Consider the following 26,475-nt stretch of genomic DNA (forward strand, 5'->3'; position numbering starts at 1 on the left):
CATCGGTTGCCGTGCACCTTGCACACTCCAAATCACCGTTAACAAGCAACGCATCTGCTGCCGCGGATTCACATGCGATGTAGGTTGAATCGAGGTCGATATCGCTAACGACAATCCAAGCGAGCGAGTCTGGCCACCACATGTTGGGATGCTCGGACTGAAACGTCCGACTCACGTCTTCTTTGCCGCCACGAAACACGTACATTGGCACGCTCTGGGGATCGAGCGCAGCCACCGGCGCGCAATTTGTCTCGGTAAATCCGCGAATTACAGAGAAACCAAAGAACCATGAACTCTCAGCGGAGCAGAAGCGCGTCAAGGTATCTCTAACGAAACGAGCGGCTGGAACCGGTAGATCCCCCTTTCGAGGAGGGAGATAGTTTGACGCGCGCCAAGAAAGCTCCGACCACTGCGTATCCGGCCTGATTGTTGTCCCAGAGGCCGCAGCGACTGTAGACCATCGTACAGAGCCACCACCTTCAAAAGTGCCCGCGGGATGAAAAACGCGAACATACGCTTCATACGGCTTCGGGAAGAGCGCCCCCACTGTGCCGATCTTGTAAGGTTGATCCTTCTGCCCATACGAGATAGGAGAATTAACAGATTCGGATGAGCTCCACTCGGTAGTTGCTTCCATAACGATATCCCTTGAGCTCCTGATTCGACGGTGATCTCTTGATTGTTGGAGTCAGGCAACACATAAGCACACTGGGGAGAACGAGCCAATCGTTGACCTGGCGTCTACCGTGCGTATCCCCCACCGCACAACTTGTCGAGGCCACCGGTCCCGTACCCGAGTCTAACCTCATTTGTAAGCGCCTTGGTGGTCAATGTTCCCCCATTTGCATTTCGAATCTTCCATCGGGTTTCGGCATAATACGAACCTGGTGCGCAACCCATGCTCGTACTGAACCTGACTTCGGGCTGAACCGTCGCCGAGACCTCATCACCAGACGCGCCAGATGATTCAGCATATCGAAGTACGCACATACCAAATTTTTCACAGCTTGGAGAGAAGATCAGCCGCGTCGATGCTTGGACGATTAGTTTCGGATCAGCGCAGGAACCAGTAGTGAGTACATTAACTGTGTTGGGATCGTGCGATGAAACGTGTGGCCATTCAGTATTCAACTTGCAGTCATAGAACGAGACCGCCACCGGGTTCTCCAAACTAAATTCGATAGTCCCGCCCTGAAATTGTTGAGACTGGCTGATCGGGGTTCCGACTTGATCAAAAGTGGGGTACCCATACGTTCCGCCCTCATAGCCGGAATCAGCCCAAACCCGAAAAATGACTCCCCCAACCGGGTGTGCACCGCCGCTCGATGTCCAGTAGATAACCCCGCGTTCGAAGCGGTTCATCCTGCCGACACCGTCGGGAAGCCTGATCTCATCGGACATGGGGTAGCCGAGGGCACCGCCGACCGTCTCAGCACCAACAGTCAACCACTTCTCCTTGATGGCACCGGTGACGAAATACGCCTCGTTGAGTCGCCAATACACCGTCCCACCCTGGAACTCCTGGCGCCGACCGATCCCATCAGGGTTGACGATCTCATCGCTCGTCGGATACCGGAGAACTCCGCCTTCCCACCCGTTGCGCTGCCACGCGGCGAAAAAGTGGTTGGCCACTGGATGCGCACCCGACGCCGGAGACCAGTAGATGGGGCCGTTGGCGAACGTCTGCCGGCGGCCGAACCCATCCGGGTTCACCAACTCCTCGCTCGTCGGGAACAACAGAAAACTCGACTGCGCACCGAGAGCGTTGTACTTGTCCCGAATAGCACCACACACCCAGTTCTCCGACGGCCAGTACTGCTGACAATCCGGTCCCGGCGCAGGGCCCCGAGACAGCGCCCGCTGACGCTGAATCTGCTGCAGCTCGTACTCCCGAACCTCCGCCCGATCGGCCTGCTCCTTGGTGAACCCCTCCGGCAACTCCTCACGATCGGACCGCATCCGCCCTGGGACGATCGTGCTGTTCGGATTCTCCGTCGGCAAACCCGTGTACGGAATCTTTGGCAGCGACTCGGCCGGTTCCGCTGTCGGGGGCTCAGTCACGGAGGTTTCGGCGTTCGGGGGAACCTGTGCAGGAACCTGGAACTCAGCCGTTGACTGCGTAGTAGGGCTCGACTCGGTGAAGGGCAGCGAGCCGGTGGTCACTGGTGGTGTGGTGACGACAGGCGCGGGTGAGGTGGGCTGAACCGGGTCAGCAGCACCGGGCGCGGCCGTGACGACGCTCAACGCGATCACCGAGGCAATCAGCGCTGCGCGACCACGCCGGACACAAGTACGCACCGACGGCGCAACACGAACTCTGGGGGGGTGGGCATGGATATGGGATCCTTCACGCGACGACCGGATTCTCCGACCTGAGTACCGATCATCTTTACCTACACTTGAGAAATTCACGAGTGTGCGGCGGCACGATTCGATAACGAAAACAACCCCAAGGTGATACGGCAACCGACCCCATGGCCGAGCCCGCCCGGTCCGCTTCCAGCGGACAAGACAGACTCACCGCCATGGTCGAGACACCGATGCGCCTGCGCGGCCGACGTGGTGGTCAGCGCGATCTTCGGGTCCGGGGCATCGGCGTTTCTGATCAGCCGCTACACCACACGCACACCGCGCGCGATCACCCCTGCCGGTACAGACCGTCCCGATACGCCCGACCGTAATACTGCTCGAGTTCCTGCACCGACTCCGTCACGTTCGGCATCAACTCCTTGGTCAACACCGCCGTCGACGGCACCACCGTCGGATCCCAGGTCTGCGGCTCCCACAGCCTCGACCGCAAGAACGCCTTGGCGCAATGGTGGAAGATCTCCTCGATCTCGACCACGAGACACAGCAACGGTCGATGCCCCTTGACCACCAACTCGTCGAAGAAATCAGCATCGCCCACCAGCGACGCCCGGCCATTGATCCGCAACGTGTCGCCACGACCCGGGATGAAGAAGTTCAGACCCACGAACGGGTTGTCCAACACGTTCCGATAGCCATCGACACGCTTGTTGCCGGGCCGCTCGGCGAGGGCGATGGTGGTGTCGTCGAGCACGTGCACGAGACCGCCCGCGGGGTCACCCTTCGGTGAGACGTCGCAGCGGCCGGTGGCGTCGGCGGTCCCGATCAGCACGAACGGCGACGACGCCAGCCACACCCGGTCGTAATGGTGCAAACTGGGCCGCGCCTTGGCCGCGACGCGGGCGTTGGGCACCCCGATCACGCCGGTCAGGGCCTCGTGCGTCTCGATGCGACTCCAAGTGTGGTTCACCATGCGAACGATATCCGCCCGCCCGGTCCGCTTCCAGTGGATATGCCAGACTCACCGCCATGGTCGAGACACCGATGCGCCTGCGCGGACGACTCGCTCTCGCAGCGGCCACGGCCACCGCGCGGGCGTCACGGATGGCCGGACGCGGCAAGGGTTCGATGATCGGCGGCCTGGTCGCGCTGAAGATCGACCCGACCGTCATGGCGCAGCTCGGCGCCGGTCGGCGGACGGTGGTGATCACCGGAACCAACGGCAAGTCCACCACCACTCGAATGACGGCCGCAGCGCTGGGCACGCTCGGTCCCGTCGCCACACAGGCCGACGGGGCGAACATGGACGCCGGGATCGTCGCCGCCCTGAACACCGACCGCCACGCGCGGCTGGCGGCGATCGAAGTGGACGAGCTGCACGTGCCGCACGTGTGCGATGCCCTCGACCCGGCCGCGGTGGTTCTGCTCAACCTCAGCCGCGACCAACTCGACCGCGTCGGCGAGATCAACATGATCGAGCGGCGCCTACGCGAGGGACTCGCCCGCCACCCGAACGCGGTGGTGGTGGCCAACTGCGACGACGTGCTGATGACCTCGGCAGCCTACGACTGCCCGAACGTGGTGTGGGTCTCCGCGGGCGGCGGCTGGGTGGGCGATTCGGTCAGCTGCCCCCGATCGGGTGAGCCCATCGTGTGGGAGGGCGAGCACTGGCGTTCCACCGGAACCGATTTCGCGCGGCCGACCCCGCAGTGGTGGCTCGACGACGAGAACCTCTACGGCCCTGGAGGTCTGGTGATCGGGCTGTCGCTGGCGTTGCCGGGCAAGGCCAATCGCGGCAACGCCGCCCAGGCCGTCGCCGCTGCGGTGGCACTCGGCGCGGACCCGGAGAAATCGGCCGCAGCGGCAGCATCGGTCACCGAGATCGCCGGCCGCTACAGCACCGTGCAGGTGGGCGAGCACTCCGTACGCATGCTGCTGGCGAAGAACCCCGCGGGCTGGCAGGAGGCGCTGTCGATGATCGACCCGACAGTCGACGGCCTCGTGATCGCCGTCAACGGGCAGGTGCCCGACGGCGAGGACCTCTCGTGGCTGTGGGACGTGCGGTTCGAACACTTCGAGGGAGTCACCGTGGTCGCCGCCGGTGAACGCGCCACCGACCTCGGTGTGCGCCTGACCTACGCGGGATCTCCCCACGCGGTGGTACCAGATCCCGTCGCCGCCATCGCCTCGTGCCCGCCCGGACGGGTGGAGGTGCTGGCCAACTACACCGCGTTCCGCGACCTCGGGCGCGCACTCGAGAGGAGCGCCCGTGGCTGAAGGAATCCGCATCGGCCTGGTGCTGCCCGATGTGATGGGCACGTACGGCGACGGCGGCAACGCCCTGGTACTGCGTCAGCGGCTGCGCATGCGCGGGATCGACGCCGAGATCGTCTCCATCACCCTCAACGACCCGGTGCCCGACTCGCTGGATGTGTATGTGCTCGGCGGGGCCGAGGACTTCGCGCAGCGTCTGGCCACCAAGCACCTGACCCGCTACCCGGGCCTGCAGCGCGCGGCCGAGCGTGGTGCGCCGGTGCTGGCGATCTGCGCCGCCATCCAGGTGCTCGGGCACTGGTACGAGACCAGTGCCGGGGAACGCGTCGACGGCATCTCGATGCTGGATGTCACCACTGCGCCGCAGGCCAGCCGGTCGATCGGCGAGGTGGTCACCCAGCCGCTCCTCGACGGGTTGACCCAGCGCCTGACCGGGTTCGAGAACCACCGCGGCGGCACCTCCCTCGGTGCCGATGCCCGGCCGCTGGGCCGGGTGATCGCGGGGGTGGGCAACGGTGTCGGCGACGGCACGGAGGGTGTGGTGCAGGGCTCGGTGATCGGTACCTACCTGCACGGACCGGCCTTGGCGCGGAACCCGGAACTGGCCGATCACCTGCTGTCGGTGGCGCTGGGCCGTACGCTCGAGCCCCTGATGCTCGACGACGTCGAGCAGCTCAGGCGTGAGCGGCTGACAGCCGCGGGCGGATGACATCTCGATCCGGTCGGTTTCTACTTCCCGAAGCTAGCGACTCTGCCCTAGTCTCGACCCGTCACGACGCACCGGACGCCGTCGTCGATGCCCACCGAAAAGTTTTCTGGCGATGCCGGGAACCTTTCCGCAACCGCCCGCATCCAATGCTCTGACCGGTTCGAGAAGAACCAACCACGACAAGGGAGAACACAATGAGCACCAGCTACGACGTCGACAGCAACGGCGACGGCCAGGACGACACTCGCTTCTACGACACCGACGGCGACGGCGTGAGCGACACCGTCGAGGTGGACACCGACGGCGACGGCTTCGGCGACACCGTCGTGGTGGACACCAACGAGGACGGCATCGCGGACTACTCCTACAGCGACAGCAACCGCGACGGCTACTACTCCAACAGCGAGACCGAGGAGACCACCTACACCCCCGGCAGCGGAACCCCGCACGGTGGCACCCCCCACGGCAGCGACTCCCACGGCAGCACCCCCCACGGCGACTCGCACACACCCTCCTACGGCGACTCCGGAAGCCCGAGCGAGTGGACCGGAACGGTCAACGGGATGGACGTGGTGATCGAGGACACCGACGGCGACTCCATCGGTGACACAGTCCTGTTCGACACCGACGGGGACGGAACCACCGACGTGATGGCGGTCGACAGCAACGAGGACGGCAGCTACGACGAGAAGCTCGTCGACACCGACGAGGACGGCACCGCCAACTACCAGATCGAGGACACCGACGGCGACGGCCGGCTCGACACCACCTACATCGACAACAACGGCGACGGGGTGATCGACTCCACGGTCGACGGCGTCGTGGATCCGGCCACGGAGACCGACGTGTCCCTGGGGTACGACGACGCCTCCGGCAGCGTGTACGCCAACTCGGACCCGTACGGTTCGAGCTCGCCCTACGGCTCGGACTCGCACGGCTCCAGCGAGACCCCCTACGAGTCCACCTCGCACGACGGCGGCGGGCACCACGGGTTCTGAGGAGTCTCGGTCCACGAGATTCGACCCACTCACCCGCCCGAGGATCTCGCGATCCTCGGGCGGGTGGCGTTTCACACCGACCCACCCGTGACACCAACCCACCCGACCCACCCGTGACACCGACCCACCCGACCCACCCGAGACCCACGAACAGGACGACGTGATGAGCCAAGTGCAGAACCCGGTGGCCGCGGACACCGCGACGGCCGAGGGTGCGGCGGCTCCGAAACCCGGCGAAGTCGAGACGGTGCTCACTGCCGCCGGCCAGGTGCTGCGGGCCTACAAGCTCGACAACGTGGCCGAGCTGGCCGAGCAGAAGGCCGCCCGGGAACGTCAGGTACGCAGCGTCGTGGTGGTGGGCGAGGTCAAGCGCGGCAAGAGCTCGCTGGTCAACGCCCTGGTCGGCCGACGTGATCTCGCACCCGTCGGCGTCGGCCTGGCCACCACGGTCGCCGTCAGCATCCGACCGGTCAGCGACCCACCGCTCGACGGCACCGTCGACCTGATGTTCCCCGACCGCAGCGAACAGGTGCCGCTGACCACGCTGGCGGACTGGGTGACCGTCGACGGCCGATACGTGCGCGACCCCGCCGTCGAGTCGCTGCCCACGCGCGCCAGCATCCCGATCACGCACACCGAGATGCCCGGCGTGACCATCGTCGACACCCCCGGTGTGGGCGGGTTGGACCCGACCATGGCCGCCCTCGCGACCCACAGTGCCCAGCAGGCGTGCGTGGTGGTCATCGCGTGCGACGCGTCCTCGCCCGTCACCGCCCCGGAGATGGACTTCATTCGTGACGCCGGATCGTCGGTGGACGCGCTGATCGTGGCGGTGACGAAGACCGACAAGAACCTGCGGCGGTGGAAGCACATCGTCGAGGAGAACCGGAAGCTGCTCCGCGAGCACCTCTCGCGTGAGGTCACCGTCATCGGCGTCTCGTCGCTGCGCGCTGCGATCGCCTCCGAGATGCCGCCCGGCCCGCTGCGCGAGCACACCGAGATCGCGTCCGGCATCACCGAGCTGCGCGCCGAGATCACCCGACGCCTCGAGTTCGCCGAGCAGCTGCCGGCCATCGACGCGCTGCGCACGGTCCGCGAAGGGTTGGTGACCCTGCGTGCCCGGGTGGCCTCCGAACTCGCGGCCGTCGAGGGTCGCGGGGCCACCCTGCCCGACCTCACCCGCGAACTCGACAAGCTCGAGAGCCTGAAGGATCAGAGCCGCGAGTGGGAGCAGTACCTCGCGCGCGACCTGACGCAGCTGCGCCAACAGGCCATCGACGACAGTGACCGACGGCTCGAGGAGATTCGTCAACGCTGGACCAACACGATCAACAAGAACGGTATGGAGGTGCTGCGCCGCAGCCCGCAGAAGTTCACCGCCGACATGCAGGCCGAACTGCAGCAGGCGATGGCCGAGACGATGGCCGGGTTCCTCGAGCAGCTCTACACCACCATCGTCGCGCCGCGATTCACCTCGAACGTGGTGTGGGAGGAGATCTGCTCACGCATCGTCTCGAGCCTCGGCGGGCAGAGCATCGAGGGTCCGCAGGTGGGCAGCAAGCACCAGGGAATCCTCGACCCCACCCTGCTGACCATGGGTGTGATGGGGTCGTCGACCATCGGCGGACTCATCGGACTGTCGGCGGCTCTCGGCGTCGGCGCGATCGTCGGCACCGTGTGGGTGGGCGTGAACCTCGGTTTCCGGGCCATGCGCACCGGCAAGACGAACCTGTTGAACTGGCTGCGCGAAACGCTGGGTCTGACCAAGACCGTCACCGCCCGCCTGCTCGAGACCGCGATGTCACAGGCCCGGCCGGAGATCGTGGTGCGCTACCGCGAGCAGCTGCGCAACTCCATCGAGGAGCTGCAGAAGCAGATCGCCGCGGCGAAGGAATCCGCCAACTCCGACGCCACCAAGCGTGAGAAGGACATCAAGCGGCTCACCCACAACCGCGACATCATCGACAAACGCCTCACCGCGGCCGACGCTCTGCTGGCCCGGTTGCAGAAGACAGCAGGTGCGTCATGACCACAGGAGTGATCCAGGACCCCGTCCACCGGGTTCTCGACCGGGGCCTGCACGCCCTGGCGGGCCTCGGCGGAGACCTGATCGACCACGCCAACACCATCGGCGCGAGCCTGTGGGCTCCCCCGCGGCTGGTCGTGGTGGGGCGCCTCAAGGCGGGTAAGTCGACCCTGGTCAACGCACTCATCGGCGCGCCGGTCGCCGAGACCGCCGCTCTCGAGGCCACCCGCCTGGTGGCGGTGTACCAGGACGGTGCGCCCTCGCGCGCCGAGGCGGTGGGGCTCGACGGCCGTCGCCACCCGCTGGTGATCGGCGGCGGCCGACCCGCCGACCTGCCGATCCCCGAGGAGGAGATCGCCTACATCGACCGCTGGCTGCCCTCGGCCGCCATCCGCGGGATGACGTTCATCGACACCCCCGGCCTGGCCACCCTGACCACCCGCAACGAGCGGGCGACCCGTCGGGTGCTCATCGACGGGTTCGAGCAGACCCGCACGGCGTCCGTCGATGCGGACGCCGCCGTGTTCCTCTTCGACTCGACCCCGCGGTCGGACGAACTGGCGTTCCTCGAGCAGCTGCCGCTCTCGCCGCTGAACACCCTGGCCGTGCTCTCGCGGGCCGACGGATTCGGCGAAGGCGCCTTCGGGCGGCGCGATCCCCTCGATCACGCCGCCGAGCACGCGCGCACGCTGGCGAGCGATCTGGCCGGCCGGGTGTGCGCGGTGGTGCCCATCTCCGGTCTCATGGCGCAGACATCGCGCACCGGGATGCTCGTCGAGGACGACGCCCGAGCCCTGGCCGCACTCGGTGGCATCGGCGCCCTGGACCTGATCGATCTGCTCGAATCCGACGGGCCCGGTCCGGTGCCGCCGGCGGTGCGCGGGCGTCTGCTCGACATCATCGGTGAGTACGGCGTGCTCAACGGCCGCGAGATCGCCCGACGCGGTGCGGCGGCTCTCAACGAATGGCTGCTGGCCCGCTCGGGGCTCGCTCGGCTGCGTGAGGTGCTCGAGACGTCGCTGAGCGAGTTCGCGGTGCTCAACCGCGCACGCCGCGTTCTCGACTACGTCGATCAGCTCGCCTACACCCACCCGGCCCGCGAGCAGGTGCGCGCGATCGCCCACACCATGCGCAGCGACCCGGCGATGCTTCGGGTGGCGCTCCTGGCGGACCTGCAGCGCATGCTCGCCGCCGACCCGCACGCGCCGCTGGTCGACGAAATTCGACTGCTGCTGACCGGCCGCACCCCGGCCGCCTGCGTCGGCCTGCCCCCGGACGCGGGCGACCAGAAGGTGCGGGCGGTGGCCTTCGAGCGACTGGCGCACGCGCAGGCACGGGGGATGTCGACGGTCACGGCCTCCGAGGACGCGGCCCTGGTCGACGTGGTGCGCGCCTACACCACCCTCGCATCCGGCGGTGTGCTGTGACCGAGCTCCCCGCCACCGAGAACCATCGCTCGACCGTCCGTCATGATGAGTCGAGTCGACCCCACGCGAAAGGAACCCCGTGAACGCCTCCGACTGGCTGCTGAGCGTCGATTTCGGAACGTCGAACACCGCCGCCGCCCACTCCGCGGCGGTGAGCGGTGCGATCGAATCGCTGTCCCTCTCGCACGCGAGCAACCTGATCCCCTCCGGCGTACTGGTCGAGGCACCCGACCGCATCGCTGTCGGTGAGCACGCCGTCAACGAGGCGCAGCGCAACCCGGCGGCCTACATCCCCTCACCCAAACGACTGGTCGGCCAGCCCAGCATCGCCGTGAACGGGTTCATGCTGCCCACTGCCGCGCCGATCGCCGCGGTGCTCGGCAGCGTGTTCTCGCGGGCCACGGCCGCACACGCCGGCCGGATGCCCGAGCACCTGGTGCTCACCCATCCCGAGGCATGGTCACCCGACCAGATCAAGACCCTGGTCGACGCGGCCGTGATGGCCGGGGCCGACCCGGGGCAGATTTCCACGATCTCCGAACCCCGCGCCGCCGCAGCGCACTACACCCGCAGCCGGTCGCTGCCGGACGGCTCCCGTATCGGTGTCTTCGACTTCGGTGGCGGCACCCTGGACGTGGCGGTGCTGCGCAAGAACGGCGACGGCACCTTCGACGTGATCGCCGCCCGCGGCGACAACGGCCTGGGCGGCAAGAACTTCGACGCCCTCATTCGGCAGTGGGTCGATCACCAACTCGAAGCGCGCAACCCTCCCCTGATGCAGTACCTGCGCCGGGAGGCGCCCGTCGGGGTGCGCCAGCAGCTCGACGACTCGATCCGCCGCGCGAAGGAACTGCTCTCGGAGACCCCGTCGGCGACCATCACCGCGGCCGGACAGGGCTTCCACGAGACGTTCCAGCTCACCCGCGACGAGTTCGAGGAACTGATCTCCGGTCCGCTCGATCAGGCCGCGCGCCTGGCGCGCGCCACCCTCGCCGATGCCGGTATCACCAGCGCGACACCGCTCGAAGCCCTCTACCTCACCGGCGGAACATCGCGAATCCCCCTGGTGCACAAGACGTTGCAGGGCATCGGGCCGGTCGCGACCCTGGACGACCCCAAGACCGTGGTTGCCCGGGGCGCGCTCAGCGCCTGGATGGCCATGAACCCCGCGCCCGCAGCGGCACCCGTCGTTCCCGGCCGCGACGCGCTGATGGCCCAGTGGGATCGGCCCGCCTCCGGGCCCATCACGACACCACGCACCGGGCCCGCGCCTGCTGCTGCGCCGCCGGATCCTCGGCCGACCCGCACCAAGCGCTCCCCCGCCCTCCTCGCGGGAATCGCGGCGGCCGTGATCGTGGTGGTGGGCGCGGGGATCGCCGCCGTGGTGCTCACACGGGGATCCGACAGCCCCGCCACCACGGCGAGTTCGGCGTCGACCACCTCCACCGGACCGGTGAAACTGGCCACCACCACCGACCAGGTACTCGCATCGGTGCCCGTCGCGCTGGCGGGCGATCTCGAGAAATGCCTGCCCAACGGGTCCACCACCAACGGTGGACTCGAGATCAAGTGCGACTTCAAGAGCGGGTCCACCGTCATCGCCGGCCTGGGTCCGGCTGCCGACAAGTTCCAGGACCCGTTCATCGTCCTCAGCGTCGACGACAAGGAAGCTCGACCGCAGGTGGTGAGCCTGCGGCAGCCGGATTCGCTGAACCCGAACTCGGTGCTCGTGGAGAACCCGGGCCGCACCGCAGCTGCCCGCATCACCCCGTCGAACGACACCGTGAACATCGACTACGCCAACAACACGACCAACCTGAAGGCGTCGATCTTCTCCATCGTGGATGTCGACAAGGCCAAGACCTTCCTCAGCAGGTCCGGCCTGATGAACTAGTCTTGGGCGTCCGGGAACTCGGACACCGGTCCGCCGCCGGCGGGAACAATCGACTGATCGGCCGCATCCAACTGTGGACAGAGACATCTGACCGACACGATGAGGAGCCCACGATGAGTGAGGACGGTTCGCTACTCGCGGATCTGGGGATCGACCCCGACGCGGACGACTACACGATTCCCGACGGAGTGTGGGACAGCGCACTCGAGGTCGCCTTCGACCCGAACACACCCGTCGCCGACGACGCCATCGTTCCCGACATGGACGACGAGTTGCCCTACGTCGAGGACGAGAACGACTACGTCACGCCCGATCCCGACGATTCCGACGCCGGCGGGCACGATCCGGCCGGGTCCGATCACGTGCACGACGGCAGCGGATCCGACCACGACGCGTTCGACCCCACAGCCCACGACGGCACGGGGCACGACGGCTACGCAGACGCAGGCTACGACCACGGGGGATACGGAGCCGATCACTCGACCGACTCGCACGACAGCTCTTGGCACGACACATACGGCCACGACAGCTCCGGCCACGACGGAACGACAGACGGGTACGACACTGGCTTCCATCTCTGAGTCACCGCGCTCCGGCTCACCCGGGTTCGACGCCGGCACCACCGCCGACGAGGCTTCCCTGCTCGTCGCAGCTCGTGCCGGCGATCAGCATGCGTTCGCCCAGTTGGTGGGTATGCACAAGAACCGGGTGTGGGGGGTGTGCCTGAACATCGTCGGTAATCGTCAGGACGCCGAGGACGCCGTTCAGGACACCCTCATCGCGGCATGGCAGAACCTCGACAAGTTCCGCGGCGAGGCACGCTTCAGCACCTGGCTGCACCGGGTGGCCGCAAACGCGGCCCTCGCGTTGGTGCGCCGCCGCAAGCCGCAGACCGACACGGTCGACTTCAACGACACCGAGCGACCCATCGTGCTCGAGGACACCGCGGCGTCGAACTTCAGCGAGCAGCTGGCAGTTCGGGACCAACTGCGTCTGGCGTTGGCCGAGCTTCCCGAGGACTTCCGCACGGCCCTGGTGCTGCGCGAGTTCGGCGACATGAGTTACGCCGAGATCGCCGAGCACCAGGGAATCGGCATCCAGACGGTGAAGTCGCGTCTCAACCGCGCCCGCGCGCAGCTGGCCGAGCGCATGCTCGTCTGAGTTCTTCTCCTCCCCCGGGAACTTTCCGGTCCTGTCGGTGCATCCAAGGGTGTGACGGTGACAGCCGATGTCGCCGAGAACCACTGGCACTCACACAGGAGCTCATCATGGACACCAGGTACATCGACCTCGACGGCGACGGACGCACCGACCTCTGGCTCGAGGACACCGATCACGACGGCCACTACGACACCCTGCTGAACGACGCCGACGGCGACGGCGTCGCCGAGGGCAAGATCACCGACGACAACGGTGACGGCATCGCCGACACCACGAGCGTGGACACCGACGGCAACGGCACCTACGACTACTCCCAGCCCATTTCGGTCACCATCGACCTCGACGACATGGCGCAGTACGCCCCCGAATACGACTCCCACACCTCGCCCCGGACCTCCGACAACTCCTCCGACCGCCCCTACGACCGCACCTACGACCGCCCGAACGACCACACCTCCGACCACCCGGCCGGCTACTCCTCGTCCACACCCGCCCTCCACGGTGTCGTCGACGGCATGGAGGTGCAGGTCACCGATGGCGACGGCGACGGCAACTACGACACCGTCACGTGGGACACCGACGGCGACGGCCGACCGGACGTCCAGGCCGTGGACACCAACGGCGACGGGACCACCGACGTCAAGAACATCGACATCGACGGTGACGGCGACGTCGACACCGTGATCACCGACCGCAATTTCGACGGCGTCTGGGACCACCAGGACGGCAGCGCCTACGTCTACGACCCGGTTCCGGAGACCGATGTCAGCCTCGACGACGCCGACCTGCACAGCGACGCCGGGCACCACCACTGATCGATCAGGTCATGACGTTGCGGCCCACGAGAGCGCGGCCGAGAGTGATCTCGTCCGCGAACTCGAGCTCCCCACCCATCGGCAGTCCCGAGGCGATGCGCGTGACGCGCAGACCCGGGAAGTCGCGGATGGTGCGCAGAAGGTAGGTGGCCGTGGCCTCACCCGCCGTGGTGGGTGCGGTGGCGAGGATGACCTCGGAGACGTCGACGCCGTCGACCTGATTACCGATGCGCTGCAACAACTCTCGCACGCGCAGCTGATCAGGTCCGACGCCGTTGATGGGGTCGAGGCACCCGCCGAGCACGTGGTAGAGACCTTTGAACTCGCGGGTGCGTTCGATCGCCTGAACGTCCTTGGGTTCTTCCACGACGCAGATCTTGGTGCGGTCGCGGCGAGCATCGGCGCAGATGCGGCAGGTCTTCTGATCGGAGACCGTGCCGCACACCTGGCAGAAGGGAACCCCGTCACGCACCCGCCCCAGGGCGCGCTGCAGCCGATCGATATCGGGTGCCTGCACCGACAGCAGGTGGAACGCGATGCGCTGCGCGCTCTTGGGACCGATCCCGGGCAGCTTGCCCAGCTCGTCGATCAGATCCTGTACGGGCCCCTCGAACACAGCCGCGACCTACCGCCCGCACATCTGCCGGGCCATCAGCCGAGGTAGCGGTCGAGGTTGCCCAGCACCGCGGCCTGAATCTTGCGCAGTCCGATCGGCGCGAAGGTCTTCTCGAAGAATCCTCCGACACCGCCGGCGCCCGTCCAGGACGTGGTGGTGCGGACGGTGGAACCCGCGCCCGACGGGATGACCGTGTAGGTGGTGACCAGCGAGGAGTTCGCGTCGCGCTCGGTGATGGTCGACCCGCCCCCGACCCCACCGTCCTCGACCGAGACGGTGGCCTCGATGTTGCGGCTGCGCTTGCTGGTGGCCTGCAGCGTCCACGTCGCCACCGTTCCGGCACCCACACCGCCGGAGATCACCGCGAAGTCGCGATAGTGCTCGGAGAGGATCTTCGGGCGCACCGTGGCGTAATCGAGCAGGGCGGCCACCACGTCCGCGGGAGGATGAGCGACATCGAGGGACGTGGTTGCGCTGACCTGAGCCACCGATCGACTCCTTGTGAGTTCGCGGCGACCGAACGACCCGGCCGACCTGGTCCCACCATCCTGCCGTACCGCACCGACAGGCGACCGGTACGCCACGTCCCGGTGCATCGACCGCGCACCGAACAGCGCGGCGATATACCGTGGCGCGGTGGCATCGAACGTCGAACATCGTCGGTCCGACAGTCCGCGGGAGGTGGGCGTCGACGCGCACCGACGGGGTGTCCAGGCGCTGCTGGCGAGCTACCGGACAATTCCGGCGGGTGCCACGGTTCGCCTGGCCAAGAAGACCTCCAACATCTTCCGCACCCGTGCGCACAGTACCGCCCCCGGCCTCGACGTCTCCGGCCTGGACTCGGTGATCTCGATCGACCCGGACGCACGCACGGCCGACGTGCAGGGCATGTGCACCTACGAGGACCTGGTGGCCGCCACGCTGGCATACGGGCTGGCGCCGCTCGTGGTGCCGCAACTGAAGACCATCACCCTCGGCGGCGCCGTGACCGGGCTGGGCATCGAGTCGACGTCGTTCCGCAACGGCCTGCCGCACGAGTCCATCCTCGAGATCGACATCCTGACCGGTGACGGCCAGGTGGTCACCGCCACGGCGAGCAACGAGTACGCCGACCTCTTCGCCGGGTTCCCCAACTCCTACGGCACCCTCGGCTACTCGACGCGGTTGCGCATCGAACTCGAACCAGTGCCGGCGTTCGTGGCACTGCGGCACGTGCGGTTCTGCGACCTGGCGACCCTGGAGTCGACGATGCAGGCCATCGTCGCCGACCGGTCGCACGACGGCATCGACGTCGACTACCTCGACGGAGTGGTCTTCAGCGCCGACGAGAGCTACCTGACGCTGGGCGTGCGCACCGACGAGCCCGGTCCGGTCAGCGACTACACCGACGTCGACATCTACTACCGATCGATCCAGCACGACGGCGACACCCCCCGCACCGACCGACTCACCATCGCCGACTACCTGTGGCGCTGGGACACCGACTGGTTCTGGTGCTCACGAGCGTTCGGCGCCCAGAATCCGCGGATCCGCAAGTTCTGGCCCGCGAGGTACCGGCGCAGCAGTTTCTACTGGAAGCTCATCGCGCTCGATCAGCGCTTCGGGATCGCCGATCGCCTCGAGAAGCGCAAGGGCAACCTGCCGCGCGAGCGGGTGGTGCAGGACATCGAGGTGCCGATCGAACGCACCGCCGAGTTCACCGAGTGGTTCCTGCGCGAGATCCCCATCGAGCCGATCTGGTTGTGCCCTCTGCGACTTCGCGAACCATCCGGCTACACCGACCACAGTCCCGGCGGGCCGCGGGAGTGGCCGCTGTATCCGCTCGAGGCGCACCGCACCTACGTCAACATCGGGTTCTGGTCCTCGGTACCCACCGTCGCCGGCGCACCACCGGGCGCGGCCAACCGCGCCATCGAGAAGAAGGTGTCCGAACTCGACGGCCACAAATCCCTCTACTCGGACGCCTACTACGGCCGCGAGGAGTTCGACGAGCTCTACGGCGGGTACACCTATGGCGACCTCAAGAAGAAGTACGACCCGGATTCACGTCTGCTGGATCTGTATTCGAAGGCGGTGCAACGTAAATGACCAGTTCCGACGCCGTGATCGGCGGGAAGCTCTCGATCGCCGAGATGCTCGTCGAGTTCACCCGCGGCGAGCTGCCGTTCCACTTCACCGCCTACGACGGCAGTTCCGCCGGGCCGAAGGACAGCCCGTACGGCCTGAACCTGCTGACCCCGCGCGGCACCACCTACCTCGCCACCGCGCCCGGCGACCTCGGGATGGCGCGCGCGTACGTCTCCGGTGACCTCGACATCGTCGGCGCCCACCCCGGCGATCCGTACGAGGTGCTGCGGCTGATGCGCGACGGGCTCGACTTCGCGCGCCCGTCGGCCCTGACCCTCGCGCGAGTCACTCGCTCACTCGGCTGGGAGCTGTTGCGCCCCATCGCTCCTCCCCCACAGGAATCGCTGCCGCGGTGGCGTCGGATCGCCGAGGGTCTGCGGCACTCGCGCTCACGCGACGCCGGGTCGATCCAGCATCACTACGACGTGTCCAACGCCTTCTACGAGCACGTGCTGGGTACCTCGATGACCTACACCTGCGCCGCATACACCAGCCCGGAGCAGAGCCTCGAGGACGCGCAGGAGAACAAGTACCGCCTGGTGTTCGACAAGTTGGGTCTACGGCCCGGCGACAGGCTCCTCGACATCGGTTGCGGCTGGGGTTCGATGGTGCGCTACGCCGCGCGCCGCGGAGTGCACGTCATCGGTGCCACACTCTCTCGCGAGCAGGCCGAATGGGGGCAGAAGGCCGTGGTCGAGGAGGGCCTGACCCAGTTCGCCGAGATTCGCCACAGCGACTATCGGGACATCACCGAAACCGGGTTCGACGCCGTGTCCTCGATCGGTCTCACCGAGCACATCGGTGTCTCCAACTACCCGGCGTACTTCGAGTTCATCAAGGCGCGCCTGCGCGACGGCGGCCGAATCCTCAACCACTGCATCACCCGACCCACCAACCGGACCTCACCCCACGCGGGCGGGTTCATCGATCGCTACGTCTTCCCCGACGGCGAGCTCACCGGGTCCGGCCGCATCATCACCGAGATGCAGGACGTGGGCCTCGAAGTGCGGCACGAGGAGAACCTGCGCGAGCACTACGCCCTCACCCTGCGGGACTGGTGTCGCAATCTCGTCGACAACTGGGATGCGTGCGTCGAGGAGGTCGGCATCGGTACCGCCAAGGTCTGGGGCCTGTACATGGCGGGCAGTCGCCTCGGATTCGAGCGCAACGTGGTCCAACTCCACCAGGTGCTCGGCGTCAAGCTCGGACCCGATGCCGACGCATCCCTGCCCCTGCGCCCGTGGTGGAACGGCTGACCTGTTCACAGATGCGGGGCGACGTGCTCCTCGTAGGACTCCACGATCCTCGCCAGAGCCACCTCGCCGTCCAGTGCCCACAGGTCGGCGTTGAAGATCTCCACCTCGACGTCGCCGACGTATCCGGCGCAGGAGAGCGCACCGGTGAGATCCGCGAAGTCGATGTGCCCGTCCCCCGGCACTCCGCGCGCGAGCAGCGCATCCGGCGGCAGGGGCGTGATCCAATCACCGACCTGATAGGACGCGATGCGCGTCGCTGCCCGTCGAATCTGGTTGTGCACGTCCGGGTCCCACCACACATGGAAGGTATCGACCACCACCCCCACCTCGTCGGCGGAGAAGTTCTCGGCCAGGTCGAGGGACTGCGCGAGGGTCGAGACCACGCCCCGATCGGCCGCGTAGATCGGGTGCATCGGCTCGATGGCCAACCGCACTCCGCACTGCACCGCGTACGGCACGAGGGCGGCGATCGCATCGGCGACGCGTCCGCGGGCGCCCGGCAGGTCACGCGAACCCGACGGCAGCCCGCCGACCACCAGGACCAGCGTCGCGGTGCCGAGAGTTGCAGCCTCCTCGATCGCGCGGCGATTGTCGTCGAGTGCGCGCACGCGCTCGGGGCCGTCGGGAACGGTCACGAAACCACCACGGCAGAGCGAGGACACCCGCAGACCCGCATCGGCGACCATGCGCGCGGCCACCGACAAGCCCACGTCGGCAACAGGTTCGCGCCACAACCCGATCGACGGCACACCCGACGCGACACACCCCGCGACCGCCTGCTGCACGCTCCACGACGCGATGCTGCGCTGGTTGAGCGACAGACGCGCACGCGCAGAGCCGGTCACCGCGACACCCCCGACACCCCGGCGACCTCGAGGAAGGTCCGCATCCGGTGCGCCGCGAGATCCGGGTCGGGCAGCAGACCGGCGCGGTCGGCCAGATAGAACACCTCCACCAGATGAGGGACCGAACGCGCCGAGGCCAGGCCACCGAGCATCGTGAACCCGGGTTGGCGTCCACACAGCCACGACAGGAACGCAATTCCCGTCTTGTAGTACGGGGTGGGCGCGGCGAAGATGTGGCGCGAGAGCGGCAGGGTCGACGCCATCAGCTCGTCGTAGCCGGCCACGTCACCCGCTTCGAGTGCGGTCAGTGCCGCGGACGCCGCCGGGGCCACCGCGGCGAAGGCGCCGAGCAGCGCGTGCGAGAAGTGGGTGCCGTCGCCGCGGATGAGGTCGGGGTAGTGGTAGTCGTCGCCGGTGTACAGCCGAACGCCGTCGGGTAGTGCTGCGCGCAGCGCGACCTCGTGATCGGCGTCGAGAAGTGAGACCTTGACGCCGTCGATGCGGTCGGCATGATCGTGGCACAGCGACAGGAACGTCTCGGTGGCGCGCGCGAGATCGTCACTGCCCCAGTACCCGGCGAGCTGCGGATCGAACACCGACCCCAGCCAGTGCAGGATCACCGGCCGATCGACGGCGGCGAGGACGTCGGCGTAGACGGTGCGGTAGTGATCGGCCGTGCTCGCTGCTGCGGCTAGTTGACGCGAGGCCATGACGACGACACCGACACCGGCGCGCTGGACTGCCTCGACCTGCTCGAGATATGCGGCGGTGATGTCGATGAGGGTGGCGGCCTCGGGAGCGTGGTCGGTGCCAGCACCGGCCACCACCGAGTGCGCGTGCCTTCCCATCTCGCGCGCGAGTTCACCTGTGCGCGTGATCAGCTCGATGGCCGTCGGCCAGTCGAGACCCATGTTGCGCTGGGCGGTGTCCATCGCCTCGGCCACGCCGAGGCCGGTCGAGAGCAGATGCCGGCGAACGGCGAGGGTGGATTCGAAGTCCACTGCGGCGGACCCGCCCGCGCCGCCGGCAGCCAGCGGGTCCGGGACCACGTGCGCAGCCGCGAACGCCGTACGAATCGTGTGCGGGGTGGTTCTCGGCTCGAAACGTCGCGGTTCGCCCAGCGTGTGGAGACGGAGGCTGCCGTCGGGACCGGGAAGCTGCACGGTCGGCGCGACCGTCATGCCGTCACCGGCACCCGCACGGAGGTGGGTATCTCGATCCGCCGACCCGTGGTCGACGACTCGAGTCCCGCCTCGGCCAGGCGCAACCCGCGCGCCCCGGCATGGAAGTCGTACCGATGGGGCCGTCCCGCGATGACGTCGAGCAGGAAGTCGCGCCACTGGTCGGCGAACCCGTTACCGAACTCGGCGTTGGCGGGAACCTCGGACCACTGCTCGCGGAACGCGATGTCGGTGGGCAGGTCCGGGTTCCATACGGGCTTGGGCGTGGTGACCCGGGGCTGGACCCGGCACGAGAAGAGCCCGGCGACGGCGCTGCCGTGGGTGCCGTCGATCTGGAACTCGACCAGTTCGTCCCGATGGACACGTACTGCCCAGGACGAGTTGATCTGCGCGATCACCCCACCCTCGAGCTCGAAGATGGCGTACGCGGCGTCGTCCGCCGTGGCGACATAGGAGGTTCCGGACTCGTCGACCCGCTCGGGAATGTGCGTGACCACCCGCGCGGTCACTGCCCTGACGGGCGCGACGATGTTCTCGAGCACGTAGTTCCAGTGCGGGAACATGTCGACCGCGATGCCACCGCCGTCGGCGGCCCGGTAGTTCCAACTCGGGCGCTGAGCGCTCTGCCAGTCACCTTCGAAGACCCAATAGCCGAACTCCCCGCGCACGGAGAGGATTCGGCCGAAGAAGCCGCTCTCGACCAGGCGACGCAGTTTCCGCAGCCCTGGCAGGTACAGCTTGTCGTGCACCACCCCGTGGACCACCCCGGCACGATCGGCCGCGGCGGCGAGTTCGAGCGCCTGCGCGTATGTCGATGCGGTGGGTTTCTCCGTGTAGACGTGCTTGCCCGCGTCGAGTGCGGCGAGGATGGCGGGGCGTCTGGCGGCGGTGGTGGCGGCGTCGAAGTAGATCCAGGCGGTGTCGTCGGAAAGCGCGGAGTCGAGGTCGGTGGTCCAGGAGGCCACGTCGTGACGAGCCGCGATGTCGGCCAGGGCGACGGCGTTGCGGCCGACGAGGATCGGTTCGATCGCCACACGCCGCCCGTCGGGCAACTCGAGACCGCCGCCGTCGCGCAGCGCGAGGACCGACCGCACCAGGTGCTGGCGGTATCCCATCCGACCGGTGACGCCGTTCATCACGATGCGCAGGGTGTCCATGAGGCTCCTTCGACTACGAATGGTTGGTAAGCGCTTTCCCGCTGCCTCTGAATGGTGCAGTATCGACGCGATGCGGGCAACCCCCGCGCGTAAGGTCGTCCCGATCCGTGTACCGACCCGATGCGCGCGGCGTGCAGAAGATCAGGGGTGTGAGAAATTGACGACGCTCGCCGACGTGGCCGCCCGCGCAGGCGTCTCGCTCGCGACGGCCTCGCGCGCGCTGCACGGCAGCGCCGGACGTCAGGTCGCGCAGGCCCTGGTGGACCGGGTGGTGGCCGCGGCCACCGAACTCGACTACGTCCCCAATGCACGCGCGCAGGCCATGGCACGCGGTCGCTCGGGCACCGTCGGCCTGGTGGTGCACGACATCGCCGACCCGTACTTCTCCTCGATCGCGGCCGGGGTGATGGCCGAGGCGGCTCGCCGCGATCTGCTGGTGACCATCGCCAGTTCCGAGGGCGATCCCGAACGCGAGGTGAAGCTGGTCGCGATGCTGCGTGCGCAGCGGCTCGCGGCGGTGGTGATCGCCGGATCACGCACCACCGACACCCACCTCACCACGGCCATGCGCACCGAGGTGGCAGCCCTGCGACGTGACGGGGGCGCCGTCGCCGCCATCGGACAGGACGTGCTCGACATCCCGGTGGTGCTGGTGGACAACAGGTTCGGCGCCGCGGCCCTCGCTCGCGAACTGCACGCGGGCGGGCATCGCCGCTTCGCGGTGGTGGGCGGCCCGGCTCATCTGAGAACAGCGCTCGATCGAGTGGAGGGCTTCGTGCTCGGACTGTCGGAACTGGGCATCACGATCCCGGACGAGGCGATCGTCACCTCCGAGTTCGACCGCGACGGTGGGTACCGCGCCGCCGTCGACCTGCTCTCACGCGGGGCACCGCCGGGTTGTGTGTTCGCCGTCAACGACGTCGTCGCCCTCGGTGTGCTGTCCGCGCTGCACGACTCCGGGCTCGACGTTCCCGGCGACGTGGCGGTCGCGGGCTTCGACGACATTCCGATCCTGCGCGATGTACGCCCCGCGCTGACCACCGTGGCCCTACCCCTGACCGATCTGGGTCGCCGGGCTCTCGAGATCGCGCTGGACACCGAGTCGCCGGACGCACGCGTGGTGGTCGGTGGCCGGGTGGTGGTGCGGGAGAGCACAGCGCTGACCGAATCCATCTGAAGGAATGCGCTTTCCTATCCGGGGGCGATCTCGGCGTCTATCGTCGTGTGGATGACGGCGACCCTGCGGCCCGGCCTGTGCTCGGTCACCCTGCGGTCGCACGCCACCGACGACGTGATCGACCTGGCCGGCATGGCCGAGCTCGCGTCCATCGAGTGGGGTGGCGACATCCACGTCCCGCCCGCAGACCTCGACACGGCGCACGAGGTGGGGGCGCGCACGCTGGACGCGGGCCTGCACGTGGCCGCCTACGGCAGCTACCTGCGCCTGGGCGCCGATCAGGCTGCTGAGCCCAGCGGTGCGGACGTACTCGCCACCGCGGTGGCCCTCGGAGCTCCGCGAGTACGAGTGTGGGCGGGAACCACGGGATCGGCCGGCGGCGGTGGCGCGTATCGCAGCGCCGCGGCCGAGTACCGCCGCGCCGTTGCCGAGGACGGTCGCGCCCTGGCCGCGCGCGCCGCCGACCTCGGACTGACCATCGGGCTCGAGTTCCACGGTGGCACCCTCACCGACACGGTCGAGTCGACACTGGCACTGCTCGAGGACATCGACCGACCCGGTGTGCTGGGCACGTACTGGCAGCCCCCGCAATCGATGGACGACGCCGACGCCCTCGACGGTCTGCGGCGCGTTCTGCCCTGGACCGTTGCGGTACATGCCTTCTCGTGGTGGCCCGGTGACACACGCCAACCGCTCGATCATCGGCGGTCCTTCTGGGAGTCGGCCCTGGCGATTCTCGGCGACGAGAAGGTGGATCGGGACGTTCTCCTCGAGTTCGTGCGTGACGACGACCCCGCACAACTCGGCATCGATGCCGCCTCACTGCGCGGGTGGCTCGGCCTGTGAGGGCGGCCGGTTCAGCTGGAGCGGCAGGTCAGGACACCACGAGTCCGGCCAGTCGACCCTCGTCGCGCCACGCCTGCATGGCGGCCCAGTATGCCTCGCCGCCTTTGTGATACGTCTCCTGCCGTGTCTGACGACGCTCGGACATGGGCCGACCCTCCTGACTGTAGTAGCCGGGTGTGCACGACTCCGGGCTGCCGCCGAAGGAGATCGCGAACGGGCTCGGATCGCCCGTCAGCTGCTCCTGAACGAAGGCCTCCTCGGCGTCGTCCGCAGGCTGGAAGGTCCGGGCGCCCTGTGCGATCACGGCGTCCACGATGTGCACGACGTGGCGCGCCTGGCTGTCGACCGGCGTGTTGTAGTTCGGGCTGAGCGACTGCAGGAAGAGGCCGCCGAGAACGAACAGGTTCGGGAAGCCGTGTGTCATGATGCCGTGCAGCGTGCGCATCCCGCCGGACCAGTGCTCGTAGAGCGACCGGCCCCCGACGCCTCGGATCGGGATGCCGACCCGACGCTCGAAGCTGCTGGTGATCTCGAAGCCACTGGCGAAGATCAGACAGTCCACCGGGTACTCGACCCCGTTGGCCACGACACCGTTCGCGGTGATGCGCTCGACGCCCTTGCTCGCGCTGACGTCGACCAGGGTGACGTTCTCGCGGTTGAACGTGGGCAGATACTCGTCGCTGAAGGTCGGACGCTTGCACATGAAGCGGTACCACGGCTTGAGCAGTTCGGCGTGCTCCGGCCGGGTGACGACCGCGTCGACGTGATCGCGCAGCGTCTCCATCGTCATGTGGTTCGCCAGGTCCGCCAGGTCGGCCATGTCCTGCGGCTGCAGTGAAGCCAGGTCGAGGTGCGCCAACATCTGCTGCAGGCGGGCGCCCATGTTGAGCATGGGTTCCGTCTTCAGGACCGGAGTCTCGGGCGGCGCTCCGGCGACGACGCGGTCGAATTCGCGCAGCAGGTCCTCCTGCCAACCCGGCTGCAGCCCGGCGGCCCACCTCTCGTCGGTCGGCGCGTCGCGCCGAGGGCCGACCGGCGACGGGGTCCGCTGGAAGACGAACGTCTCCCGCGCATCGGCGGCGACGCGCGGGATGACCTGGACGCCGGTGGCACCGGTTCCGATGATCGCGACCCGCTTGTCGGACAGACCGGTCATGCCCCCCGTCGAGTCGCCGCCCGTGTAGTCGTAGTCCCAGCGACTGGTGTGGAAGGCACGTCCCTCGAAGGAGTCGAGCCCTGGAATACCCGGCAGTCGTGGCCGTGAGGCCGAACCCGTGCCGAGCACGACGAAACGAGCGCGGACGACATCGCCACGGTTCGTCGTGACCACCCATCGCGACGAGTCCTCGTCCCAGGTCATGTCCTTGATCCAGGTGTGGAACAGAGCGTTGTCGTAGAGGCCGAAATGGCGACCGATGCGCTGGGCGTGCTCGAAGATCTCCGGTGCGTCCGCGTAGCGGCGTTTCGGCATGTAGCCGGTCTCCTCCAGCAGCGGCAGGTACAGGTAGGACTGAATGTCGCACTGGGCGCCGGGATAGCGGTTCCAGTACCACACGCCACCGAAGTCGCCGGCGCCGTCGATGATCCGCACGTCGTGGTGCCCAGCTGCCTTGAGCCGGGCCGCGGTCATGAGTCCGACCCACCCTCCTCCCACGACGAGGGATTCGACCTCGTCGTCGACAGCGTCGCGCTCCTGGACCGCGGTGAACGGGTCGTCGACAAGGAACTGTGGCCGTGAGTCCAGGTCGACCTGGACGAACTGCTCCTCGTAATCCGTCCGCATGCGCTTGTCCCGCTCTCGGCGATAGCGCTCCTCGAGCGCCTGCGGATCGAACCCGAAGTCCATGTGTTCGCGGAGTTGGTCGTAGATCGCCATGAGCGCCGTCCCTACCTTCGGACGTGACCGGGGTCACGCCAATCAACCGAATATCGACACCGTAAATTGGACTCACTGTCCAGTCAACAGATCTACAGTCTGTATACCGAATGGCTCGCCGGTAGTTGGTGAGTCGAGCCACCGACGCGGACGCCGGGCGCGGACACCCGCGGTCGCGCCGACCCTTCCGAAGGAGATCTCACGTGAGCACCATCGACCACACCGGCCTCGTCGTCCTCATCACCGGCGTCGGCCCCGGTGGCCTCGGCGACGCCTACGCAACCAAGCTCGCCGAGCGCGGCGCGACCCTGGTCCTCAACGATCTGGGCGTCGACTGGGCGGGCCGGTCCACCACGCCCGGAGCCGAGGCAGTGGCCCAGCGGCTCGTCGACGGCGGGGCCGTGGCCAGTGCCGTGCACGGTGACGTGGCCACCGACCATGAACGGATCGTCGCCGAGACGATCGACCGGCACGGTCGACTCGATGTCCTCATCAACAACGCGGGTGCGGGTGGCACCTTCGAGCGGATGCTGGACGTGCACGTCGCGGGCACCCACCGGATGTCCGAGTCCGCGTGGCCGTGGCTCGAGAAGTCCGGAGCAGGCCGCATCGTCAACACCGCATCGAACGCCACATGGGGCTTGGACGGCCCGCCCGCGTACGGAACGGCGAAATCGGCAGTCATCGCCCTGACCCGCATCCAGGCACGCAACGGGCGTCACGTCGGCATCGGCGCCAACGTCGTGCTGCCGACAGCCTGGGCTAACTCCACGGCCGGGCTGCCCGACGCCGCCCTGGCGACGTGGCTCGAGTCCAGGTTCGACGCCGACCACGTCGCCGGCTTCGTGACCTACCTCGCTCACCCCAGCGCTTCGGTCAGCGGCATGGCCTTCTCCGTGGGCGGAGGCGTGGTCGCCCGCGTCGTCCAGGCCAAGAATCGCGGCCACCTCGACCTCACCCGAAACCCCGACGTGTGGGCGGAGAACATCGACACCATCACCGCCCTCGACGACCTCGTGGTGCCACCCTCGATGTGGGGCGATGTCGCGTTACTGGCCGAGCGGATCGGACCCGAGGCCGCGGCCGAGCTGGGCCGCATCGACCTCGGCAAACTTGGCGGCGTGTGAGCGTCGAGGCTCCTGGTTCGACCCGCGTGCCCAGCTGGTCCAGTGACTAGACTCCGCGTATGGAATCCGAGCAGGCACCTCTGACACTGCGGGAACGCCAACGGGAGCAAACCCGCGAGCACCTGCTGCGCACGGCGGCGGACCTCATCGGCAGGAACGGCTTCAACGCAACGTCGATGGACGAGATCGCCCGGTCTGCGGGCGCCGGTCGGGCCACGGTCTACTCCTATTTCGAGTCCAAGGACGCGATCCTCGACGCGATCATCGACCTGATGTGGAGCGAGGCGCACGAGATGTACGCCGAACTCGGCTCACTCCAGAAGTGGACACCGGAAACCGTGGGACGGTGGGTCGATGGCGTGGTCGAGCGCTGGAGCAACGTCCACCGTCGCAACCGTGCCGCATCCGAGGCCGGGTTCCAGCGCCTGGCCGCCCGCCACATCGAGTACCACCGGCGCTACATCGCAGCACTCCTCGGCGATCACTGGCAGGGCCGGTTCGAGCGGCCCGAGGCCGAAGCGCGAGCGTCCATGCTGATCTCGATGGTCGAGTCGTTCATGATGAAACGCTTCACGTCCGGGCTCGATCTCGACCCGGACGACAGTCAGCGGGCCATGCGGACGGTCGTGACCGAGATCCTGCACGTCACCGACTGA

General features: G+C 67.7%; 23 protein-coding genes. 15 read left to right on the plus strand and 8 right to left on the minus strand.

What is annotated here, in order from left to right:
• Positions 1-741 precede the first annotated feature (741 nt).
• Together ACY48E_RS13785 and ACY48E_RS13790 are read right to left on the minus strand one after the other, a co-directional pair.
• Positions 742-2,253 (minus strand): LGFP repeat-containing protein, encoded by a 1,512-nt coding sequence (locus ACY48E_RS13785; protein ID WP_462872789.1) that lies wholly within the window; start codon positions 2,251-2,253, stop codon positions 742-744.
• 385 nt (positions 2,254-2,638) lie between these two features.
• Positions 2,639-3,280 carry an MSMEG_1061 family FMN-dependent PPOX-type flavoprotein gene (locus tag ACY48E_RS13790; protein WP_462872790.1) on the minus strand — a complete coding sequence of 214 codons (642 nt, stop codon included), beginning with the start codon at positions 3,278-3,280 and terminating at the stop codon, positions 2,639-2,641.
• Between the two features lie 56 nt (positions 3,281-3,336).
• Here ACY48E_RS13790 and ACY48E_RS13795 point away from each other — a divergent pair, with 56 nt between their 5' ends.
• The 9 genes from ACY48E_RS13795 (at position 3,337) to ACY48E_RS13835 (ending at position 13,611) form a co-directional block, all read left to right on the plus strand.
• Complete coding sequence (locus ACY48E_RS13795; protein WP_462872791.1) at positions 3,337-4,584, plus strand: MurT ligase domain-containing protein; 1,248 nt, start codon at positions 3,337-3,339, stop codon at positions 4,582-4,584.
• Positions 4,577-5,290, plus strand: a complete 714-nt coding sequence (locus ACY48E_RS13800; protein WP_462872792.1) for a type 1 glutamine amidotransferase — start codon at positions 4,577-4,579, stop codon at positions 5,288-5,290. The genes ACY48E_RS13795 and ACY48E_RS13800 overlap by 8 nt, the downstream gene beginning before the upstream one ends.
• A gap of 194 nt (positions 5,291-5,484) precedes the next feature.
• The gene (locus ACY48E_RS13805) at positions 5,485-6,288 is read left to right on the plus strand and encodes a hypothetical protein (protein ID WP_462872793.1); all 804 of its coding nucleotides are present in this window, start codon (positions 5,485-5,487) and stop codon (positions 6,286-6,288) included.
• Positions 6,289-6,451: 163 nt separating this feature from the next.
• Positions 6,452-8,317, plus strand: a complete 1,866-nt coding sequence (locus tag ACY48E_RS13810; RefSeq protein ID WP_462872794.1) for a dynamin family protein — start codon at positions 6,452-6,454, stop codon at positions 8,315-8,317.
• Positions 8,314-9,741, plus strand: a complete 1,428-nt coding sequence (locus ACY48E_RS13815; RefSeq protein WP_462872795.1) for a GTPase — start codon at positions 8,314-8,316, stop codon at positions 9,739-9,741. The genes ACY48E_RS13810 and ACY48E_RS13815 overlap by 4 nt, the downstream gene beginning before the upstream one ends.
• Positions 9,742-9,820: 79 nt before the next feature.
• A complete protein-coding gene (locus tag ACY48E_RS13820; protein ID WP_462872796.1) occupies positions 9,821-11,635 on the plus strand; it encodes an Hsp70 family protein in 1,815 nt (604 codons plus the stop codon).
• A gap of 113 nt (positions 11,636-11,748) precedes the next feature.
• Positions 11,749-12,216 (plus strand): hypothetical protein, encoded by a 468-nt coding sequence (locus ACY48E_RS13825; RefSeq protein ID WP_462872797.1) that lies wholly within the window; start codon positions 11,749-11,751, stop codon positions 12,214-12,216.
• Positions 12,217-12,328: 112 nt separating this feature from the next.
• On the plus strand, positions 12,329-12,796 hold the full coding sequence (locus ACY48E_RS13830) for an RNA polymerase sigma factor (protein WP_462872798.1): 468 nt from the start codon (positions 12,329-12,331) through the stop codon (positions 12,794-12,796).
• 107 nt (positions 12,797-12,903) lie between these two features.
• Positions 12,904-13,611, plus strand: a complete 708-nt coding sequence (locus ACY48E_RS13835) for a hypothetical protein (RefSeq protein WP_462872799.1) — start codon at positions 12,904-12,906, stop codon at positions 13,609-13,611.
• A gap of 4 nt (positions 13,612-13,615) precedes the next feature.
• Here the strand turns inward: ACY48E_RS13835 and recR are convergent, their stop codons facing one another.
• Positions 13,616-14,227, minus strand: coding sequence for a recombination mediator RecR (gene recR, locus ACY48E_RS13840; protein WP_462872800.1), 612 nt, complete (start codon positions 14,225-14,227; stop codon positions 13,616-13,618).
• A 35-nt stretch (positions 14,228-14,262) separates the two neighbouring features.
• Positions 14,263-14,715: an SRPBCC family protein gene (locus ACY48E_RS13845; protein ID WP_462872801.1), complete on the minus strand. Its 453-nt coding sequence runs from the start codon at positions 14,713-14,715 to the stop codon at positions 14,263-14,265.
• 193 nt (positions 14,716-14,908) lie between these two features.
• On the opposite strand from ACY48E_RS13845, the gene ACY48E_RS13850 reads away from it, so the two are divergent.
• Both ACY48E_RS13850 and ACY48E_RS13855 read left to right on the plus strand, forming a co-directional pair.
• Positions 14,909-16,315: an FAD-binding oxidoreductase gene (locus ACY48E_RS13850; RefSeq protein ID WP_462872858.1), complete on the plus strand. Its 1,407-nt coding sequence runs from the start codon at positions 14,909-14,911 to the stop codon at positions 16,313-16,315.
• Complete coding sequence (locus ACY48E_RS13855; protein ID WP_462872802.1) at positions 16,312-17,610, plus strand: class I SAM-dependent methyltransferase; 1,299 nt, start codon at positions 16,312-16,314, stop codon at positions 17,608-17,610. Before ACY48E_RS13850 ends, ACY48E_RS13855 begins: the two co-directional genes overlap by 4 nt.
• 5 nt (positions 17,611-17,615) lie before the next feature.
• Here ACY48E_RS13855 and ACY48E_RS13860 read toward each other — a convergent pair whose 3' ends face one another.
• From ACY48E_RS13860 to ACY48E_RS13870, 3 genes are read right to left on the minus strand one after another with little or no spacing between them, the layout of a single operon-like run.
• Complete coding sequence (locus ACY48E_RS13860; RefSeq protein WP_462872803.1) at positions 17,616-18,455, minus strand: sugar phosphate isomerase/epimerase family protein; 840 nt, start codon at positions 18,453-18,455, stop codon at positions 17,616-17,618.
• A complete protein-coding gene (locus tag ACY48E_RS13865; protein WP_462872804.1) occupies positions 18,452-19,636 on the minus strand; it encodes a dihydrodipicolinate synthase family protein in 1,185 nt (394 codons plus the stop codon). The genes ACY48E_RS13860 and ACY48E_RS13865 overlap by 4 nt, the downstream gene beginning before the upstream one ends.
• On the minus strand, positions 19,633-20,793 hold the full coding sequence (locus ACY48E_RS13870; protein ID WP_462872805.1) for a Gfo/Idh/MocA family protein: 1,161 nt from the start codon (positions 20,791-20,793) through the stop codon (positions 19,633-19,635). The genes ACY48E_RS13865 and ACY48E_RS13870 overlap by 4 nt, the downstream gene beginning before the upstream one ends.
• A gap of 157 nt (positions 20,794-20,950) precedes the next feature.
• Between ACY48E_RS13870 and ACY48E_RS13875 the strand changes: the two genes are divergently transcribed.
• Together ACY48E_RS13875 and ACY48E_RS13880 are read left to right on the plus strand one after the other, a co-directional pair.
• Positions 20,951-21,970: a LacI family DNA-binding transcriptional regulator gene (locus ACY48E_RS13875; RefSeq protein WP_462872806.1), complete on the plus strand. Its 1,020-nt coding sequence runs from the start codon at positions 20,951-20,953 to the stop codon at positions 21,968-21,970.
• A 51-nt stretch (positions 21,971-22,021) separates the two neighbouring features.
• On the plus strand, positions 22,022-22,816 hold the full coding sequence (locus ACY48E_RS13880) for a sugar phosphate isomerase/epimerase family protein (RefSeq protein WP_462872807.1): 795 nt from the start codon (positions 22,022-22,024) through the stop codon (positions 22,814-22,816).
• Positions 22,817-22,844: 28 nt separating this feature from the next.
• Here the strand turns inward: ACY48E_RS13880 and ACY48E_RS13885 are convergent, their stop codons facing one another.
• Positions 22,845-24,692 (minus strand): flavin-containing monooxygenase, encoded by a 1,848-nt coding sequence (locus tag ACY48E_RS13885; protein WP_462872808.1) that lies wholly within the window; start codon positions 24,690-24,692, stop codon positions 22,845-22,847.
• Positions 24,693-24,895: 203 nt separating this feature from the next.
• On the opposite strand from ACY48E_RS13885, the gene ACY48E_RS13890 reads away from it, so the two are divergent.
• On the plus strand, positions 24,896-25,819 hold the full coding sequence (locus ACY48E_RS13890) for an SDR family NAD(P)-dependent oxidoreductase (RefSeq protein WP_462872809.1): 924 nt from the start codon (positions 24,896-24,898) through the stop codon (positions 25,817-25,819).
• Between the two features lie 59 nt (positions 25,820-25,878).
• Entirely contained in the window at positions 25,879-26,475 is a 597-nt protein-coding gene (locus ACY48E_RS13895) for a TetR/AcrR family transcriptional regulator (RefSeq protein ID WP_462872810.1), read from the plus strand.

It is taken from the genome of Rhodococcus sp. AZ1, assembly GCF_054979605.1.

Coding starts and splice junctions, on each gene's coding strand:
- ACY48E_RS13790 (WP_462872790.1), bottom strand. CDS start 3,280: ATGGTGAACCACACTTGGAGTCGCATCGAGACGCACGAGGCCCTGACC.
- ACY48E_RS13795 (WP_462872791.1), top strand. CDS start 3,337: ATGGTCGAGACACCGATGCGCCTGCGCGGACGACTCGCTCTCGCAGCG.
- ACY48E_RS13805 (WP_462872793.1), top strand. CDS start 5,485: ATGAGCACCAGCTACGACGTCGACAGCAACGGCGACGGCCAGGACGAC.
- ACY48E_RS13810 (WP_462872794.1), top strand. CDS start 6,452: ATGAGCCAAGTGCAGAACCCGGTGGCCGCGGACACCGCGACGGCCGAG.
- ACY48E_RS13815 (WP_462872795.1), top strand. CDS start 8,314: ATGACCACAGGAGTGATCCAGGACCCCGTCCACCGGGTTCTCGACCGG.
- ACY48E_RS13825 (WP_462872797.1), top strand. CDS start 11,749: ATGAGTGAGGACGGTTCGCTACTCGCGGATCTGGGGATCGACCCCGAC.
- ACY48E_RS13830 (WP_462872798.1), top strand. CDS start 12,329: ATGCACAAGAACCGGGTGTGGGGGGTGTGCCTGAACATCGTCGGTAAT.
- ACY48E_RS13835 (WP_462872799.1), top strand. CDS start 12,904: ATGGACACCAGGTACATCGACCTCGACGGCGACGGACGCACCGACCTC.
- ACY48E_RS13855 (WP_462872802.1), top strand. CDS start 16,312: ATGACCAGTTCCGACGCCGTGATCGGCGGGAAGCTCTCGATCGCCGAG.
- ACY48E_RS13865 (WP_462872804.1), bottom strand. CDS start 19,636: ATGACGGTCGCGCCGACCGTGCAGCTTCCCGGTCCCGACGGCAGCCTC.
- ACY48E_RS13870 (WP_462872805.1), bottom strand. CDS start 20,793: ATGGACACCCTGCGCATCGTGATGAACGGCGTCACCGGTCGGATGGGA.
- ACY48E_RS13880 (WP_462872807.1), top strand. CDS start 22,022: ATGACGGCGACCCTGCGGCCCGGCCTGTGCTCGGTCACCCTGCGGTCG.
- ACY48E_RS13885 (WP_462872808.1), bottom strand. CDS start 24,692: ATGGCGATCTACGACCAACTCCGCGAACACATGGACTTCGGGTTCGAT.
- ACY48E_RS13895 (WP_462872810.1), top strand. CDS start 25,879: ATGGAATCCGAGCAGGCACCTCTGACACTGCGGGAACGCCAACGGGAG.